The 17,860-nt window shown below is 57.1% G+C and carries 16 protein-coding genes; 5 read left to right on the top strand and 11 right to left on the bottom strand.

The features are described 5' to 3' along the window. Positions 1 to 45 precede the first annotated feature (45 nt). The 3 genes from AC13E3_RS04700 to AC13E3_RS04690 are packed head-to-tail and all read left to right on the top strand — an operon-like array spanning position 46 to position 4,400. Entirely contained in the window at positions 46 to 3,537 is a 3,492-nt protein-coding gene (locus AC13E3_RS04700) for a pilus assembly protein (protein ID WP_482901777.1), read from the top strand. A 32-nt stretch (positions 3,538 to 3,569) separates the two neighbouring features. Further along, entirely contained in the window at positions 3,570 to 3,938 is a 369-nt protein-coding gene (locus AC13E3_RS04695) for a hypothetical protein (RefSeq protein WP_092033008.1), read from the top strand. A gap of 30 nt (positions 3,939 to 3,968) precedes the next feature. Next, positions 3,969 to 4,400, top strand: coding sequence for a type IV pilin protein (locus tag AC13E3_RS04690; protein WP_169054489.1), 432 nt, complete (start codon positions 3,969 to 3,971; stop codon positions 4,398 to 4,400). A gap of 31 nt (positions 4,401 to 4,431) precedes the next feature. Here AC13E3_RS04690 and ispH read toward each other — a convergent pair whose 3' ends face one another. The 6 genes from ispH to murJ form a co-directional block, all read right to left on the bottom strand. Next, complete coding sequence (gene ispH, locus AC13E3_RS04685; protein ID WP_482901776.1) at positions 4,432 to 5,385, bottom strand: 4-hydroxy-3-methylbut-2-enyl diphosphate reductase; 954 nt, start codon at positions 5,383 to 5,385, stop codon at positions 4,432 to 4,434. An 18-nt stretch (positions 5,386 to 5,403) separates the two neighbouring features. Then, entirely contained in the window at positions 5,404 to 5,856 is a 453-nt protein-coding gene (gene fkpB, locus AC13E3_RS04680; protein ID WP_008170725.1) for an FKBP-type peptidyl-prolyl cis-trans isomerase, read from the bottom strand. Between the two features lie 17 nt (positions 5,857 to 5,873). Further along, positions 5,874 to 6,386 (bottom strand): signal peptidase II, encoded by a 513-nt coding sequence (lspA, locus tag AC13E3_RS04675; RefSeq protein ID WP_092033003.1) that lies wholly within the window; start codon positions 6,384 to 6,386, stop codon positions 5,874 to 5,876. Then, on the bottom strand, positions 6,386 to 9,211 hold the full coding sequence (gene ileS / locus AC13E3_RS04670) for an isoleucine--tRNA ligase (protein WP_482901775.1): 2,826 nt from the start codon (positions 9,209 to 9,211) through the stop codon (positions 6,386 to 6,388). The genes lspA and ileS overlap by 1 nt, the downstream gene beginning before the upstream one ends. Positions 9,212 to 9,285: 74 nt before the next feature. Further along, on the bottom strand, positions 9,286 to 10,257 hold the full coding sequence (ribF, locus tag AC13E3_RS04665; protein WP_008170730.1) for a bifunctional riboflavin kinase/FAD synthetase: 972 nt from the start codon (positions 10,255 to 10,257) through the stop codon (positions 9,286 to 9,288). Positions 10,258 to 10,338: 81 nt separating this feature from the next. After that, positions 10,339 to 11,919 (bottom strand): murein biosynthesis integral membrane protein MurJ, encoded by a 1,581-nt coding sequence (murJ, locus tag AC13E3_RS04660; RefSeq protein WP_081467504.1) that lies wholly within the window; start codon positions 11,917 to 11,919, stop codon positions 10,339 to 10,341. A 261-nt stretch (positions 11,920 to 12,180) separates the two neighbouring features. On the opposite strand from murJ, the gene rpsT reads away from it, so the two are divergent. Further along, on the top strand, positions 12,181 to 12,450 hold the full coding sequence (gene rpsT / locus AC13E3_RS04655; protein ID WP_008170735.1) for a 30S ribosomal protein S20: 270 nt from the start codon (positions 12,181 to 12,183) through the stop codon (positions 12,448 to 12,450). A gap of 62 nt (positions 12,451 to 12,512) precedes the next feature. On the opposite strand, the gene proB is transcribed toward rpsT, so the two are convergent. The 4 genes from proB to rplU form a co-directional block, all read right to left on the bottom strand. Then, a complete protein-coding gene (gene proB / locus AC13E3_RS04650; RefSeq protein ID WP_008170737.1) occupies positions 12,513 to 13,637 on the bottom strand; it encodes a glutamate 5-kinase in 1,125 nt (374 codons plus the stop codon). Positions 13,638 to 13,673: 36 nt separating this feature from the next. Then, positions 13,674 to 14,867: an Obg family GTPase CgtA gene (cgtA, locus tag AC13E3_RS04645; protein WP_008170740.1), complete on the bottom strand. Its 1,194-nt coding sequence runs from the start codon at positions 14,865 to 14,867 to the stop codon at positions 13,674 to 13,676. Between the two features lie 144 nt (positions 14,868 to 15,011). Further along, positions 15,012 to 15,272: a 50S ribosomal protein L27 gene (gene rpmA / locus AC13E3_RS04640; RefSeq protein ID WP_008170742.1), complete on the bottom strand. Its 261-nt coding sequence runs from the start codon at positions 15,270 to 15,272 to the stop codon at positions 15,012 to 15,014. 36 nt (positions 15,273 to 15,308) lie between these two features. Beyond that, positions 15,309 to 15,620 (bottom strand): 50S ribosomal protein L21, encoded by a 312-nt coding sequence (gene rplU / locus AC13E3_RS04635; protein ID WP_008170744.1) that lies wholly within the window; start codon positions 15,618 to 15,620, stop codon positions 15,309 to 15,311. A gap of 243 nt (positions 15,621 to 15,863) precedes the next feature. Between rplU and ispB the strand changes: the two genes are divergently transcribed. Beyond that, positions 15,864 to 16,832: an octaprenyl diphosphate synthase gene (gene ispB, locus AC13E3_RS04630; RefSeq protein ID WP_482901774.1), complete on the top strand. Its 969-nt coding sequence runs from the start codon at positions 15,864 to 15,866 to the stop codon at positions 16,830 to 16,832. On the opposite strand, the gene AC13E3_RS04625 is transcribed toward ispB, so the two are convergent. Beyond that, positions 16,825 to 17,811: a glutathione S-transferase family protein gene (locus AC13E3_RS04625; RefSeq protein WP_053114496.1), complete on the bottom strand. Its 987-nt coding sequence runs from the start codon at positions 17,809 to 17,811 to the stop codon at positions 16,825 to 16,827. The two genes, ispB and AC13E3_RS04625, sit on opposite strands and share 8 nt — an antisense overlap. Positions 17,812 to 17,860: the final 49 nt, after the last annotated feature.

Raw genomic sequence — 17,860 nt, 5'->3', positions numbered from 1 at the left:
CAATAGGCATTTTTTGATTTATTTCTCCCAACAGGAGGAGATGTTATGAAAATTACCAGCCCTCGTTTTTCGCGGCGCGCCAGCAAGATTGGACATGCCGCTCTGGCCTTCGCACTGTCTGCAGGGACAATGAATGCCGCCGTCGCAAATGTGAACCTTGCTTCCGCGCCGGTTTTTCTCAAAGAATCCGTGGACCCGAACCTGGTTTTCGTTTTCGATGATTCTGGGTCGATGGGTTGGGAGTATATGCCTGACAGCGTCGGGTCCGATTTGGGCCTTTACATCGATAACAACGGCCCGTTTACCTACCGCGATGGAAACGGTAACTTCCGATCCATTAGTGTTCGGAATTACTGGTACTATAGTAGCGCTGTTAATACCGTCTATTACGATCCGAACATAGCCTACCGCCCACCGTTCAAACCGGACGGAACTGGTCGACGGCCAGATTCGAACTTCACTAGTGCCTGGGTCAATGGGTACTCCCAAACCGGTTCGGTCGACTTGGCCAACAGGTACCAGACATCACGTTTCGATTTTCGGAATGGCGCATTTTACTACCAGTTCAATTCGTCCGCCTCCTGCGACACCAACCCAAAGAACAACAGTTGCTACTCTCTGGTTTTCCTGGCGAACGAAAGCGCTGAACAACAACAGAACTTTGCAAACTGGTTTTCGTACTACCGGCTCCGATACTTTGCATCACGTGCCGGTATCAGTGAGGCATTCTTTGATCTCCCCGAAAATATCCGGGTTGGATACGGTGCAATAAACTCCAACAACAACACGATTGATGGAGTTACCGGTAACACACTCATCAGTGGCGTTCGGCCGTTTAACACAAACCGCCGGGAACAATTCCTGGATTGGCTGCAAACCAAGAACGTATCGGGTGGAACACCGCTGCGGACGGCTCTTAAAGATGTGGGCACATACTACTCGCGAACAGACAATCCCGGGCCCTGGGGGAATACACCAGGTACCAACGACACCAATTCGCATGTGGAATGTCGTCCGAGCTACGCCATTTTGATGACGGACGGCATCTGGAACGGAAGCAGCCCCTCTGTCGGAAACTCCGACGGGACACCCGGGCCTTCCCATACCAATCCAGACCCCACCGGGGACGATTTCGACTATAAAGCCGTGTCCCCATTCAGCGATGGCCACTCTAACACTCTGGCAGACGTTGCCATGGAGTACTGGAAAAACGACCTCCGCCCCGATCTCGACGATAAGGTACCGACGGCCGGGATTGATGAAGCCTTTTGGCAGCACATGACCACCTTCACCATCGGCTTGGGTGTCGAGGGCTCCGTCAGCGAATCAGATGCTTTCGCTGCAATCAGCAACGGGAACACCATTAACTGGCCAGAGCCCTCTTCAAACGCTGGCTCACAGAACATTGATGATTTGCTCCACGCTGCGGTTAATGGACGTGGAGGATTCGCAAGTGCCCAAAATCCTGATGAGTTCTCGAGAGAAATCTCCGGGTTTCTTGACACGGTAATCGCGCGAGCAGAAACCTCATCATCCGCTGCTGCGGTGAGCTCTGCGGTATTGAGAACCGACTCCGCTGGCTTCTTCGCAGGGTTCCGCAGCGAGGATTGGTCAGGCACCCTAATTGGCTTCAACTTCGATTCGGGATCCCAGATCTGGGATGCTGAAGAGCAGTTGCGCCAGACTCTGCCAGCCAACCGCAACATCTTTACTTTCAATGGCAGTAACGCGGTCCAGCTCAAGGATATTCAGGATCTTGCGGCGGCCCAGATCGCGGCGCTGAATGCAGACCCAGAGAATCCTGGCCAGCTAGACAACCTTGGCAGCGACAGAATCAATTGGCTTCGAGGTGCCGCCAACGTTCACCCGACTTTCCGCGATCGCAGCTTCACTAACGAATCCGGCACAACGGTCCGCCGCTTGCTCGGCGATATAGTGAACGCAAATCCGCTGTTCGTCGGCAACCCCAACTATGGATTCCGTCGCTTACCTGGCAATGAGGGTACAAGTTATGGGGCGTTCCGTTCCTCTACAGACTATCAAAGCCGAACCAAAGCACTGTACGTCGCCGCAAACGACGGCATGCTGCATGCTTTCGACAGTGAAACCGGTGACGAGCTGTTTGCCTTCATGCCGGGTGAGCTCTTACGCCCGGGACCGGGCAAAACCCACGCACAAATTTCCTCCCTTATCGAATCGGATTACGACCACCGCTACTTCGTAGATGGTACGCCGACGGCCCTCGATGCCTACGTTGATATTAATGGCTCAAGTCAATGGAGAACAATCCTGGTAGGGACCATGGGTGCCGGTGGACGCAGTGTCTTCGCCATTGATATCACGGACCCAACCGCTGTAACCGAAAATAGCGTCCTTTGGGAATTCAGTCATCCAGATTTAGGGTATGGCGTCAGTAATGCTGAAATAGCACGCCTTCCCAACGGCGAATGGGCGGCTGTCTTCGGCAATGGCTACAACGGTACTGACGATTCTGCCAGCCTATTCGTCGTTCGCCTTTCGGATGGAGCGCTTCTCAAGCAGTTTGAGACCGGTGTAGGGGGGAGCGGCAATTCAAACGGCCTCGCGGCACCGGTCCTGACCAGCTTTCCCGACGGCGGCGCCATTTCCCAGTATGCGTATGCCGGCGACCTGAAAGGTAACATCTGGCGGTTCAGCTTCGTTGAGAAGCAAGTCAGTTCCTGGTCAGTTACGAAGCTGTTCACAGCTACTGATCAATCCGGAACCCCTCAACCTATTACCTCAGCGCCTCGACTGACCGTAAACCCGTCTGATCTTGACGAACTGATTCTTACCTTCGGAACGGGCAGTTTTATACAAACTGGCGATGATACAACAGACCAGGTTCAGAGCCTTTACGCAATCAGGGACGACCTCAATCAGTCTGGGCTTGATCGCGGCGACTTACTCGAACAAACCATCACCTCTCAAAACGGTGTGCAGGTCGCTCGTACTGATGGAACGGGCAACAACAGCTATATCGTTCGGGAAACCTCCAGTAACGTGCTGACATCCGAGCAAGGCTGGTATCTCGACCTAATCTACAACTCTCAGAAAACGGGTGAACGAGTAGTCAGTCGATCCAGTTATCCGTTCGGCATTTTCCCGGATCGGGTTCGATTCAGCACCCTGATACCAGATTCAAACCCTTGCGGGAGTGGCCGGACCGGCTTCATTATGGATCTTAACCTCATTTCCGGCGCGGCTCCGACTGATCCAGTCTTCGATCTCGACAGTGATGGCGAGTTCACTACGGGAGATCTAGTCGGATCTGGTGGTTCCGGCGGCGGTTCCGGCGGTGGCGGCGGCGGCGGCGGCGGCGGCGGCGGCGGCGGCGACGCTCCCAGCGGTATAAACATTGGTCAAGGCGCAGAAGTCCGGACTATAACCGAGGGCGATACAGAAGCATTCATCACTGATCCCAACAAGATAGACAGCGATGATCCCTGCACGACAGCACTCTGTGGCAAGGCCTTAGAAAACAACATTGGTAGGCAAACCTGGGAGCAGCTCCGCTAGGAGCTGCCCCCTCTTACTTAAAGGGAATTGCTATGCGTGATTCAGAATCCAAACGCAACAAATTTGTGCTGGTGCTGTCCATGGCTCTGGCATCCCTGCTTTTCACGGGACCTTCTTCCAGTGCTGAGAGGACGATTCAAACCCCTCTCGTAGTCGGGGCGGGCGAGGATAATTCTGGGGAACTGGCCGGGGTGGTAAACCGAGTTTCAGAAGATGGGCGAGCTGTAGTTATCGACGACCAGCTTGTTGAGCTCGCCGCTGTAGTAAGGTTCAACGGCGCCTCCTGGTCCAGAGAGAGATTGGTCAAGGAGCTGGATGAAGGGCTGAAGATCTATTTTGAGGTGGATCCTGAGGCCAAAGGGAGAACTCTACGCATCATCTCAATTCGGTCCCGAGATTGACGACTTTTTTCGAATGAACGAGGCTTGTTAATGCTACGTATACAGGATGTCAGTACAATTTCACCCAGCGCAAATCGCGGCTTCACCCTCATTGAGTTAGTGATCGTGGTCGCGATCATTGGCATTATCGCAGTAGTCGCGTTTCCACTGTATCAAAATCAGGTAGAGCAAACCCGGCGAACCACGGCCCAAGCCGACCTGCTGGAGTTGAGTCAGTGGATGGAACGACGCTACTCGAACGGGTTCGATTACCGGGACGCTGGCGCCAATCCTGTGCTTCCCTTTACCCAATCACCCCAGGAGGGAACGGCCTTCTACGACATAAGTTTCGTTGGGAACGCAACCAGGGATACGTACACACTCCAAGCAGCACCTACTGCCGCGCAAGCCAATGACGACTGTGGCACACTAACACTGGATGAGCAGGGCAATCGGGGGGCAGCGATAGCTAATTGCTGGTAGCAGTGCAAACTCGGGATCGATGCTGGAGAGTTCAGCTAAGATCGACTGCATCGATTCTGAGTTCCCGCGGCATAGAAAACACAATATTCTCCTCACGCCCGGCAATTTCCTCCGGAACGCTGCCGCCAAGCTCTCGCAGACGGGTAATAACTTCGTTCACCAGAACCTCGGGGGCAGAAGCTCCCGCAGTAACCCCAATCGAAGTCTTACCTTCCAGCCAGGCAGCATTGATCTGGGAGGCCTCATCAATCAGATAGGCCGGCGTGCCCATCCGCTCCGCCAGCTCACGCAGACGATTTGAATTAGAGCTGTTCGGCGAGCCTACCACCAGCATCAAATCACAATCGCCCGCTAACTGCTTCACAGCATCCTGGCGGTTCTGGGTTGCGTAGCAGATATCGTCCTTGCGAGGGCCCTGGATCTCCGGGACCTTTGCGCGGAGCGCGTCAATGACGCGGGCGGTATCGTCCATGGACAGGGTGGTCTGGGTAACGTAGGAGAGCTTGCCGGGGTCTTTAACTTCGAGGTTGGCAACATCCTCCTCGTTTTCCACGAGGTAAATCTCACCGCCATTGCTGTGGTCGTACTGCCCCATGGTGCCTTCCACTTCCGGGTGGCCATGGTGGCCGATCAGTACGCATTCCCGGCCGTCGCGGCTGTAGCGCATGACTTCCAGGTGAACCTTGGTGACCAGCGGGCAAGTCGCGTCAAAGACCTTCAGGCCACGGCGCGCTGCTTCATTCTGCACTGCCTGGGAGACGCCGTGGGCGCTGAAGATAACAAGCTTGTCGTCTGGAACTTCGTCCAGCTCGTCCACGAAAATGGCGCCACGGTTGCGCAGGTTATCCACCACGAATTTATTGTGGACCACCTCGTGCCTAACGTAGATAGGCGCCCCGAACACGTCCAGCGCCCGGTTTACAATTTCGATGGCGCGGTCCACGCCGGCACAAAAACCTCGGGGATTGGCGAGTCGGATCTGCATATCAACCTGCTATTCTGGTTAGTGGGCCGGGCCTGCCGGTTCCACGTCGATGATTTCTACTTCAAACGTCAGTGTACGCCCTGCCAGGGGGTGATTGAAATCCACCTCCACTTCGTCACCTTCTACACGGCTGACAACACCGGGCAACTCGCTCTGGCGCGCGTCGGCAAAGGAAATCATTACGCCGGGTTCCAGCACCATATCGGGGCTGAACTCATGGCGCTTGAACGTCTGTACGTTATTCGGGTTGTGCTGGCCAAAGGCTTTCTCGGGCGGCACCTGGAAGCTGCCTTTATCACCAGCTTTCATACCCATCAGGTAGGCCTCGAAATTCTCCGGCAGGTTGTCATCGCCGATTTCCAGGGACGCCGGCTCTTTCTCAAAGGTCGAATCAATCACTTCGCCATCCGGGAACTTCAGGGCGAAGTGCAGTTTTACCCGGGTACCCTTGTCGACAGGCAGTTCATTCATAAGAGTTACTCACTCCTTTACGCATCCCCGTCCGAATCGGCGGGTTTGCGGAACATATCAAGTATCATCATGGCGGCACCGATAGTGATCGCGGTGTCGGCCAGGTTAAAGGCGGGAAAGTGCCAGTCCTGCCAGTAAAAGTGCAGGAAGTCGACCACGTAGCCGTGCACCACCCGATCGTAGACGTTGCCCAAGGCGCCGCCGAGTATCAGTACGATGGCAACAGCGGTCCAGGTCTCATGGCGCTGTAGATTTTTCAGCCAGTAGATCAGTACCACACTGACCACCAGCGCCAGGGTTACGAAGAACCAGCGCTGCCAACCAGAAGCGCCGGCCAGGAAGCTGAACGCTGCTCCAGTGTTATGCAGCAGCGTCAGGTTGAACATCGGAATCACCGGAACCGGGTTGCCGTAAGTCAGCATGGCGGTGGCCATGGCCTTGGTGCCGAGATCCAGAGCGATCACCAGTACCGCCAGCCAAAGCCACTTCAATTTGCTCCCGGTGACCTGCTCAGCCATGGTCGCCTCCATCAGGCGTAGGCGCGGGCTTCGCCGGGCCCTTCCACGTTGGTCACACAGCGACCACAGAGGTCGTCGTACTTGGCATTGCGGCCGACGTCTTCCCGGTGGTGCCAGCAGCGCTCGCACTTGGTATGGGCAGCCGGTGCTACGTTGACTCGAAGACCCTCGTGGGAAGTCATTTCCGCATCGCCGGCTTCTGAAACTGGCTTAACGCTGGCCTCTGAAGTGATCAGAACAAAGCGCAGCTCTTCACCGAGGTGCTTCAGATCAGCTGCCAGATCGCCTTCACAGAACAGGGTGACTTCGGCACTCAAAGAGCCTTTGATTTCACCCCGTGCCCTGGCTTCCTCCAGGCACTTGTTGACGGCCTCTTTCACACTGTACATCTCGCGCCAGTAGTCGCGGCCAAGCTCGGCGTTATCCGGCAACGCAGTAAGGCCTTCATACCAGGTTTCATAGAACACGGTATCGCTGCGCTTGCCAGGCAGGTGCTGCCAGATTTCATCAGCGGTGAAACTGAGAATCGGGGCAATCCAGCGAACGAGCGCTTCGGCCACATGGTACAGGGCTGTCTGGCAGGAACGACGAGCCAGACTGTCAGCCTGGGTGGTGTACTGGCGATCCTTGATGATATCCAGATAGAAGCCGCCCAGGGTGGCTTCACAGAAGTTGTACACCTTCTGGTAAATCCGAAGGAAGGCGTAGTTGCCATAGTCCTCATGCAGCTCTTCCTGCAATTGCAGGGCACGGTCCACCATCCAGCGATCCAGCGCGATCATGTCTTCCGGCGCGACCATGTGCTGCTCCGGATCGAATCCGGTCAGGTTGCTCAGCAGGAAGCGGGAGGTGTTCCGGATCCGGCGGTAACCATCGGCGGTCTGGCGCAGGATGTCCTTGGACACGGTCATTTCGCCGCTGTAGTCGGTTGCGGCCACCCACAAGCGCAGGATGTCGGCGCCCAGCTCGTTCATGACTTCCTGGGGCGCGATGACGTTGCCCAGGGATTTGGACATTTTGTGGCCCTTGCCATCGACGGTAAAGCCGTGGGTCAGAACCTGCCTGTAAGGCGCCACGCCATTCATGGCGATGGAGGTTTTCAAGGACGACTGGAACCAGCCACGGTGCTGGTCTGAGCCTTCGAGGTACATATCCGCCGGGAACTGGCCCAGCTCCTCGCGAACCCGCAGGACCGACTCGTGAGTGACGCCGGAATCAAACCAGACATCCAGGGTATCCGTTACCTTCTCGTACTGCTCGGCATCACTGCCCAGCAGGGAAGACGCGTCCAGCTCGTACCAGGCATCGATACCGCCCTCTTCGATCCGCTGGGCCACCTGTTCAACCAGGTTCTGGGTGTCCGGGTGCAGCTCCTGGGTTTCCTTGTGGATAAACAGGGTGATTGGCACGCCCCAGGTCCGCTGACGGGAGATGCACCAGTCCGGCGACTGGTTGAACATGGCTTCGATACGGTTCTTACCCCAGGACGGCACCCAACGTACACCCTGGATCGCTTCAAGAGCATCAGCGCGCAGGTTTTCCTTATCCATGCTGATAAACCACTGGGGTGTGGCCCGGTAGATCAGCGGGGTCTTGGTACGCCAGCAGTGGGGATAGCTGTGACGGAACTTCTCGGAGCGGACCAGCTTGCCCTCGCGCTCGAGGGCGCTGCAAACCGGCTCATCGGCCTTGTAAACGTGTACACCGGCCAGCTCACCGGCGGCGGAAGTGTAGGTGCCATCCGCCTGAACCAGGTTGATGGTGCCGATGTTGTAGGCCTTGCCTACCTCAAAGTCTTCCATGCCGTGATCGGGCGCGGTATGAACAGCGCCGGTGCCGGCGTCCATGGAAACATGGTCGCCCAGGATAACAGGGACCTGCTTGTCGTAGATCGGGTGCTGAAGAACCAGATTCTCAAGCGCCGCGCCAGCACAGGTTGCCAGCACTTCGTAGCTCTCAACTTGCCAGCGGGCCATGATGCCATCGACCATGTCGGCAGCCAGGATCATCCGCTCCGGGCCGTGCCCGACATCGGTCTGTACCAATGCATAGTCCAGATCGGCATTAAGGGAAACGGCCTGGTTAGCGGGAATGGTCCAGGGCGTGGTGGTCCAGATAACCACGGACACATCGCCATTGCCATTGCCATTATCGGTGCCAAACAGTGACAGGGCTTTTGCCTGATCAACCGCGGTAAAGCGCACATCGATCTGGGTCGAGGTCTTGTCCTGGTATTCAACCTCGGCTTCTGCCAGTGCGGACTGACCCACCACACTCCAGTAAACCGGTTTGTAACCACGCACCAGATGGCCCTTGGCGACAATCTTGCCAAGTGCACGAACAATACCCGCCTCAACTTTGGGATCCATGGTCAGGTAGGGTTTATCCCACTCCCCCATCACGCCCAGGCGGATGAAATCGGTTTTCTGACCGGCAATCTGCTTGGTGGCGTAGTCGCGACAGGCCTGGCGGAAGGTCTTGTAATCCACCTTCACACCGGCCTTGCCAATCTCCTGCTCCACCTTGTGCTCGATCGGCAGACCATGACAGTCCCAGCCCGGCACGTAAGGCGCGTCATAGCCCATGAAGCTGCGGGACTTGACGATCATGTCCTTGAGAATCTTGTTGACCGCGTGACCAATGTGAATGCTGCCGTTGGCGTAAGGAGGGCCATCATGAAGGATGAACTTTTCCCGCCCTTCACGCTGCTTGCGCAGGTTGCCGTAGACGTCGAGATCCTGCCAGCGCTTGAGCATTTCCGGCTCGCGCTTGGCCAGGTTGCCGCGCATGGGGAAGGCGGTTTCCGGCAGATTCAGGGTGTGCTTGTAGTCGCTCATGGTTTGTGTGCGTACTCTTTTGGTCTTGGTCAGTTTGGGTCGGTCATTTATTCGTTGGGGCGCAGCCGGGCGTTTCAATCCGCGCTTTTCACAGAGCCGTTTTCGGCAATCCACGCTCGAGCCTGGTCAAAATCCCGGGCAATCTGATCTTTCAGCTCATCCACAGAACCGAATTTTTCCTCGTCCCGCAGGCCATGCCGGAACACAACCTCCAGGTGCTGACCATAAAGTGTGCCAGCAAAGTCAAACAGGTGCACTTCCAGTGAGGGCCGCTTGCCGTCAACGGTCGGACGCACACCAATATTGGCAACGCCATCGAATCGGGCGCCATCGTCAAGGGTGGCGGCAACCACATAGACACCGCGCAGGGCGGGTGTCCGATGTAACAAAATATTCGCGGTTGGCGCACCAATCTGGCGCCCCAGTTGGCGGCCATACACGACCCTCCCCCGGATTCGATAGGGGTGGCCCAGCAGCGATTCGGCTTTCTCGAGCCCATTCACCGTGAGTAAATCCCTGACACGTGTACTGCTTACTCGCTCGCCGTCGACGGTTACTGTCAGGGTATTCTCGACGGAAAATCCGGCGTCGTATCCAACTTTCTCGAGAAGCGCGAAATCGCCCGCCCGATCACAGCCAAAACGGAAATCATCGCCGACCACAAGGTGACGAACCGCCAATCCATGGATCAGAACATCGTCTATAAAGCCCATGGCCGAATAACTACGGAACGCCTGGTTGAAGCGCAGGCACAGCACAATATCAATGCCTTCCGCCAGCAGGGCCTCGAACTTCTGACGAAATCCCATCAGCCTCGGCGGCGCTTCCCTGCCCTGAAAAAACTCCCGGGGTTGGGGCTCGAAAATCATCACCACCGAGGGCACGCCCAGGGCCTTGGCCTTACTTTTGACCTGATCAATAATGGTCTTGTGCCCAAGGTGCACACCGTCGAAGTTACCGATGGTGGCGACACACCCGTTGGCGAGCGGTGAATCCTCCCGACGGGAAAGCATTTTCAGGTTGGTCAGGCCCCGGATCAGACGCATGCAATGCGAACCTTCAATTGCCAGCTAGCTTTCAGCGCTCACTTTTACCGCAACGCTGGTGAGAAAACGCGCGATTATACCTTACCTGTGGCGGAAATGTCTTACCCGAACCCCGGCCAGCGCCAGTGCAACGAAGTACACGGCGACACCCGCCCCTACCAGCATCGCCATGTCCGCTGCACGCTGATAGCCTTCGTTTGCCAGCCACACCGACACCGGGGCGTTGAGCCAGACAATGACGGCCGCCAGGGCACCGTTGGCAAATAGCAGCTGTAGCAGAAACCGGGGCCAGCCGGGCTGGCTCTGCCAGGCCCCTTCCTTACGCAGTCCGCGCCAAAGAAGGTAGCCATTCAACCAGGCCGATATTGAGGTAGCCAGCGCGAGACCGGCGTGGGCCAGCGGGAAAATGAGAATCAGGTTGAACACCATGTTTGCCACCATGGCAATGATGCCGATCTTGACCGGGGTTTTGGTGTCTTCTCTTGCGAAAAACCCCGGCGCCAGAACCTTGATGAGCATGAACGCCAGCAACCCGGCGGAATAGGCCCGCAAGCTCTGGGCCGACATGGCAACATCCCGGTCCGTTACCGCCCCATAGTGAAACAGGGTCGCAATCAGCGGCTCGGCCAGCAGCGCCAGCGCCAGCGCCGCTGGCAAACCAATCAGCAGAACCGCCCTGACTGCCCAGTCCAGAGTGGCCGCAAACTGGTCCGCTGATGCTGCAGCATGTTTACGTGAGAGGCTCGGCAGGATCACCGTGGCAATGGCTATACCGAACACGCCGAGGGGCAATTCCGAGAGCCGATCGGAGTAGTACAACCAGGAAACGCTGCCGGTCTGGAGAAAGGACGCCAGAACCGTGTCGAGCAGCAGGTTGATCTGGCTGACTGACACCCCAAACAGCGCCGGCGCCATCAGCTTAAGAATCCGGCTGACGCCTTCATGGCGATAGTCCACTCGAGGCCTTGGCAACAGGCCCAGACGCATCAGAAATGGCAACTGGAAAAAGAGCTGCAGAGCCCCGGCAATGAAAACGCCCCAGGCCAGGGCCATCACGGGCTCATCCATCAACGGCGTCAACCAGATGGCTGCCGCAATCATCGCCAGATTGAGAAGAACCGGGGTAAACGCGGGTACCGCAAAGCGATCGTAACTGTTGAGGATGCCGCCGGCGAAGGCTGTCAGGGATATCAGCAACAGGTACGGAAAGGTGATGCGCAACATATCGCTGGTCAGCGCAAATTTCACCTCATCATCCAGGAAACCAGGGGCAAAGACCGCCGTCAGCACCGGCGCCCCGAGAATGGCCACCAGCGTGACGCCCAACAGCACCAAGCCGAGGGAGCCAGCCACCGCATTGACCAGCCGCTGAACGTCCGAGAGCGACTGATTTTCCCGGTAGGAGGACAATACCGGCACGAACGCCTGGGAGAAGGCGCCTTCTGCAAATAGCCGACGCAGGAAATTCGGAATCTTGAAAGCCACAAAAAAAGCATCGGCACCGGCACCGGCACCGAAATAGCGAGCGATGACCATATCCCGAACCAGACCCAGCACCCGGGACAGCATGGTCATAATACCGACGAGCCCCGACGATCTGAGCAGTCCTGGCGGCTTGGGTAATTGCTTCTGTTCAGGCGTTGATTCAGGTTCCGACGACATGCAGGCCCTTGCTTGGCATTCTGAATATCCTTTTGGCGCTCGTATTTCGGGAATTACCTGCTTCCCGGTCAAGCCCGCGTTCAGTGAGCCGCGAGTTTACCACAGGCCTTCTGTGTCGGGGCATGAAATGGGTTTTAGCCTTGACATTTGAAGGTTTGAGCGGCATAGTTCCGCGTCATTTATTTCGACGCGCTGGTTTTGGCGCGCCCGCGATGTAACGAATCATTCAGCAACGAATTTGAGATTTTCAGGAGTTTTACGGTGGCAAATTCCCCGCAAGCCAAGAAGCGCGCACGTCAGAACGAGAAGAACCGCAAGCACAATGCAAGCCTGCGCTCCATGGCTCGTACTTATGTGAAAAAGATCCAATCCAAGATCGAAGCCGGCAACTACGAAGAAGCCCAGGCCGCTTTCCAGCAGGCTCAGCCGATTCTGGACAGCATGGTCAACAAAGGCATCTTCGCGAAGAACAAGGTTGCTCGTAGCAAGAGCCGCCTGAGCGCCAAGATCAAGGCCCTGAAGAGCGCCTAATCAGCTCGATTCAGGCAAAAAAACCGGCCATCTGGCCGGTTTTTTTTATGGACGAGCGATTATCACACAATCACCAGATTGTCCCGGTGGATCATCTCCTCGCCTGACATATAGCCAAGGATCTCGGTAATCCGGTCACTGGAACGGCCGGCAATAGCCCTGGCTTCGTCGGCGTCGTAATTAACCAGCCCCCGGGCGACTTCACGACCACTCTGGTCGAAGCAGGACACCATCTCGCCACGGCGAAACTGCCCCGACACACCTTTAACACCCACCGGCAGAAGACTGCGGCCACCCAGGCACAGCACTTTCACCGCACCATCATCCAGAGTCAGCCTGCCACGGGTCTGCAGGTGGCTGGCGAGCCATTGCTTTCGGGCAGCAATCCGGCCCTGCTCCGGCAATAACAGAGTACCGATTACATCACCCTGCCGCAGGCGACCAATCACGCCCTCAATGCGACCACCAACAATGACGGTGAAAGCCCCGGACCGGGCAGCAAGCCTCGCAGCACGCAACTTTGTCTGCATGCCGCCGCGCCCGAGAACACCGGCGCCGCCACCCGCCATGGCATCCAGTTCGCGATCGCCGGCCCTGCGCTCGGTCACCAGACAGGCATCCGAATGCTTCCTGGGATCCTTGTCAAAGAGGCCCAGCTGGTCAGTGAGGATAATCAGGCCATCCGCCTCAATCAGATTGGCAACCAGGGCGCCCAGGGTGTCGTTATCGCCAAACCGGATCTCGTCGGTAACCACAGTGTCGTTTTCGTTCACAATGGGCACGACACCCAGGTTCAGCAGGGCCCTGAGGGTTCCCCGGCCATTCAGATAGCGCTTGCGGTCGGAGAGGTCGTCATGAGTCAACAGAATCTGGGCGGTATGGATATCGTGCCGTTTGAACTGGGCCTCCCAGGTCTGCACCAGACCCATCTGACCAACCGCCGCAGCAGCCTGCAACTCATGGAGCTGCTCTGGCCGGACAGTCCAGCCAAGACGACTCATTCCCTCGGCGACGGAACCAGAGGAAACGACAACCACCTCCACGCCATCTTCAATAAGCTCGGCGATCTGATCCACCCACAAACCCAGGGCCGCCACATCCAGGCCACGGCCATCGTTGGTCAGCAAAGCGCTTCCGATCTTGATAACCAGGCGACGGGCCTGGCGCAACTGTAGGCGTTCAGTCATGGTGCTTGAGCGATCTCTCTGGTATCAGTCCTTGGTTTACTCCGGGGCGTAGACCACTTCGACATCGTAATCATCATCGTCAAAGTCGTCGTCATCGTCCTCTTCGCGGGCCGCGCGGCGTGCCTGACGCTCGGCTTCAATACGGGCGCGAGCTTCGTCGTCCATCTGCCGGCGACGTTGGGCCTCCCGCTCCGCGAATTCCGGATTCTGGGCCTCTTCCTCAGCCTGCTCTTCGATCCAGCGCATGACGGCCTGAGCCAGGGACTTGGTGCCCTCGCCACTGAGCGCAGAGATCCAGAAAACCGGCCCTTCCCATCCGAGCTCATCGACAATGGCCTGACAATGAGCATCGCGATCTTCTTCGGCCACCATGTCGACCTTGTTCAGTACGAGCCATCTCGGACGGTTGGCCAGAGTTTCGCTGAACTTCTCAAGCTCATGCTCGATCGCTCTAACCGCATCGGCGGGCGACGAGCCATCGTACGGTGCCACATCCACAAGGTGCAGCAGTAGACGGGTGCGCACGAGATGCTTCAGGAAGCGGATACCCAGGCCGGCACCTTCGGCGGCACCTTCAATCAGACCCGGGATATCGGCAATCACGAAACTCTGGTGCGCCTGTACACTGACAACACCAAGATTGGGTACCAGCGTGGTAAACGGATAGTCCGCAACCTTCGGGCGAGCCGCCGACACCGAACGGATAAAGGTAGACTTGCCAGCATTGGGCATGCCCAGCAAACCCACGTCCGCCAGCACCTTCAACTCCAGCCTCAGGTTACGCAACTCGCCCTCGGAACCCTTGGTAGTCTGGCGCGGGGCGCGATTCACCGAGGATTTGAAACGGGTGTTGCCAAGACCATGAAACCCGCCCTGGGCCACCTTGAGGCGCTGGCCGGCGTGGGTCAGATCTCCCAGGACCTCATGGGTATCCATATCGACCACCGTGGTGCCGACCGGAACCGGCAGAACCAGGTCCTCGCCTTTGTTGCCGGTACAGTTGCGGCCGGAGCCCGGCTCGCCATTCTGGGCCTTGTGTTTGCGCTGGAACCGGTAGTCGATCAGCGTGTTCAGCGACTCCTCGGCTTCCAGATATACGGAACCACCATCGCCCCCGTCGCCGCCATCGGGGCCACCCTTGGGAACGTATTTTTCTCGCCGGAAGCTCAGGCAGCCGTGACCGCCCTTGCCGGCTTCCACAATGATGGTGGCTTCGTCTACGAATTTCATGAATCAACCCTTTGCGCCATGCGCATAAACTAAAAAGCCCCGCAGCCTCTAGGAAGCTTTGCGGGGCTCCGGATGGTTCTGAGCACCTGATAATATCAGGATATCAGCGCCACCCAGGGTTCGACAGAACCGGATCGCCGCTGCTTACGCAGCCGGAACGATGCTCACGAACTTACGGCTCTGCGGGCCTTTGGTTTCGAACTTCACCTGGCCGTCTGCTTTCGCAAACAGGGTGTGGTCCTTGCCAATGCCAACATTGCTACCAGCGTGGAAACGAGTGCCACGCTGACGGATGATGATGCTGCCTGCAGATACAGTCTCGCCGCCAAAGCGCTTCACACCAAGTCGTTTAGACTCGGAATCGCGACCGTTACGGGTACTACCTGCTGCCTTTTTATGAGCCATTACCAGCCTCCTTATTTAAGGGGTAATTCGAGAGCCTCAGCCCTTGATACCCGTGATCTTGACTTCAGTAAACCACTGACGGTGGCCCTGACGCTTCATGTGATGCTTACGACGACGGAACTTGATGATCTGAACCTTGTCATGACGGCCGTGGCTAACCACTTCTGCGGTCACTTTGGCACCATCAACTACCGGCGCGCCTACCTGAACCTTGTCGCCGTCGGCGATCAGCAGAACGCGATCAAACTCAACGTTACCGCCGGTTTCAACTTCCAGCTTTTCCAGCTTCAGGGTTTCGCCTTCTTTTACACGGTGCTGCTTGCCACCGCTAACAATAACTGCGTACATTCACTCGTTCTCCACGATTGACCCATCCCTGCTCTTATCCACCTGGTTCTAAGGGAGGCGCTCTGGCGACCCTATAGCAGGGAGCGCAGGTTGGGATGAGTTGGGCGCGTGATTGTACGAAAAGACGCACCGCAACACAAGCCAAGTTGACACTACCTTCGGCAATACCTAGCATTGCCGCGACCTGCCTTTAATATCAACGATCGTAACGACGATAACACCAGCAAGGGATCCACAAGCCGCATGACAGCCCAGCGCATTTACGACACCGTGGCCGACGACTTCAGCCGCGTTAATGATCTGATCATCCAGCGGCTTTCCTCAGATGTTCCCCTGGTGGAGAAAATCGCCCAGTACATCATTGAAAGCGGCGGCAAGCGCTTGAGACCGCTACTGGTTCTGCTTTCCAGCCAGGCCGCCGGCTACGAGGAAAACGACCACCTCAAGCTCGCAGCCGTGATCGAATTCCTGCACACCGCCACCCTGCTACACGATGATGTAGTAGACACCTCGGACATGCGCCGGGGTCGGAGCACCGCCAACGCCCGCTGGGGCAACGCGCCAAGTGTTCTGGTAGGTGATTTCCTCTACGCCCGTGCTTTCGAGATGATGGTGGAACTGAAAAGCCTGCGGATCATGGACGTATTGTCCCACGCCACGGCGGTAATCGCCGAGGGCGAGGTTATGCAACTGATGAACGTGAAAAACCCGGACCTCACCGAAGAGCAGTACATGAAGGTCATCCACAACAAGACTGCCATGCTGTTCGAAGCCGCCTCCCACACCGGCGCACTGCTTGCCAACGCCAATGCAGAGCAGGAGCTGGGCCTGAAAGACTACGGCAAGCATCTGGGCCTGGCTTTCCAGCTGGTGGACGATGTCCTGGATTACCGGGGCGACGCCGAAGCCATGGGCAAAAACGTGGGCGACGATCTCGCTGAAGGCAAGACCACCCTGCCGCTGATCCACGCCATGAGCCATGGCACCGAGGACGAGCGGCAGCTTATCCGTCAGGCGATCCGAAAAGGCGGCCTGGATGATCTGCCCCGAATCCTCGACATCGTTGAGCGCTCGGGCGCGATCGAATACACCATGACCAAGGCCAGAGAGCAGGCCGAACTGGCCCAGACCTGCCTTCACCCCCTTCCAGACTCAGGCCATAAAGAAGCCATGGAACTGCTGACCGAAGTCGCGGTCGCGCGGGTTAGCTAAGGGACTCGCGCCCGTGGGGTGAGTCAAAGTCCAGCTCCGGACCAACCGGTACTATCTGAGTCGGGTTGATGGTTCTCTGGCTTACGTAGTAGTGGCGTTTGATCTGATTAATATCCACGGTCTCCGCCACGCCTGGCACCTGGTAGAGGTCCCGAACGTAGGCAGAAAGCGCCGGGAAATCGCTGATCCGCTGGCGGTTGCACTTGAAGTGGCTGTAATACACTGCATCAAACCGGATCAACGTGGTGAACAACCGCCAGTCAGCCTCGGTCAGCCGGCCACCGACCAGATACCGTTGAGAAGACAACCGCTCCTCAAGCCAGTCGAGAGAATCAAACAACGCATTGTAGGCTTCCTCGTACTTATCCTGCGCAGTGGCAAAGCCCGCCTTGTAAACGCCATTATTAACCGTGTCGTAAACCCGGGCGTTCACAGTATCAATCTCTTCTTGCAGCTCCCCGGGATAGAAATCCAGATCGGTACGAACACCCTCAAGGCCATCAAATGCCGAATTGAACATCCGGATAATTTCGGCCGACTCGTTGCTCGCAATCGTTTCTTTCTTTTTATCCCACAAGGTCGGCACTGTTACCCGGCCAGAATATTCCGGTGCAGCCTTGGTGTAGACCTGATGCATGAAGCGGAATCCATGGAGATGGTCCCGGTGCTGCTCGCTGTCGGGCCGGAATTCCCAGCCGTTTTCAACCATGTCAGGGTGCACCACTGACACTGAAATGTGCTTCTCCAGACCTTTGAGCTTCCGGAAAATCAACGTCCGATGCGCCCAGGGGCAGGCCATTGAGACATACAGGTGATAGCGCCCGGATTCCGCCTTGAAACCGCCTTCGCCATCCGGCCCCGGCGAGCCATCGGCGGTCACCCAGTTCCGGAAACGCGCCGCTTCCCGTTCAAATTTGCCACCGGTCTTGTCGGTGTCATACCACTTGTCGTGCCATTTGCCATCAATCAGCAGGCCCATAAAGCCCTCCCGTTAAAATTCCTGAACATGATGAAATCAATACAGGCAG

Source organism: Marinobacter sp. L-80 (genome assembly GCF_056859395.1).
Note: the sequence above shows the minus strand (reverse complement) of the source record. Positions and strands in the feature narration are given on the sequence as shown.